Below are 254 nucleotides of genomic sequence, written 5' to 3' on the forward strand. Positions count from 1 at the left end.
TGAACTGCAAAAACAAGATTTCAAGCTGCTGGAAAGCCACGTACACGACATGTATCCAAATGCTCCTATTCGCTGGAAAAGCCCCGTTCGAGAATTTTTACACTGAGCACAAAATCATTTGTGCTCAGCTGATAACAAAAAAGAAAAGTAAGTCAAGAGCAGCAAGAATAGGAAAACCTACTGTAAACGATGTGTGCTTCGTTTTATGACGATAGCAATACATACCAATCAGTCCTCCAAGAGCTCCCCCGACA

The 254-nt window shown here is 41.7% G+C and carries 2 protein-coding genes; one reads left to right on the forward strand and one right to left on the reverse strand.

Annotated features, from left to right (window positions below; translation table 11 throughout):
• Positions 1-4 precede the first annotated feature (4 nt).
• Positions 5-106 (forward strand): hypothetical protein, encoded by a 102-nt coding sequence (locus tag F1003_RS19005; protein WP_497986937.1) that lies wholly within the window; start codon positions 5-7, stop codon positions 104-106.
• An 18-nt stretch (positions 107-124) separates the two neighbouring features.
• Here F1003_RS19005 and F1003_RS19010 read toward each other — a convergent pair.
• A partial coding sequence (locus F1003_RS19010) for a DUF1294 domain-containing protein (protein WP_155090375.1) occupies positions 125-254 on the reverse strand: 130 nt, incomplete at its 5' end.

The sequence above is a fragment of the Winogradskyella ouciana genome (assembly GCF_009709615.1).
In the GTDB taxonomy this organism is placed as follows: Bacteria; Bacteroidota; Bacteroidia; order Flavobacteriales; family Flavobacteriaceae; genus Winogradskyella; species Winogradskyella ouciana.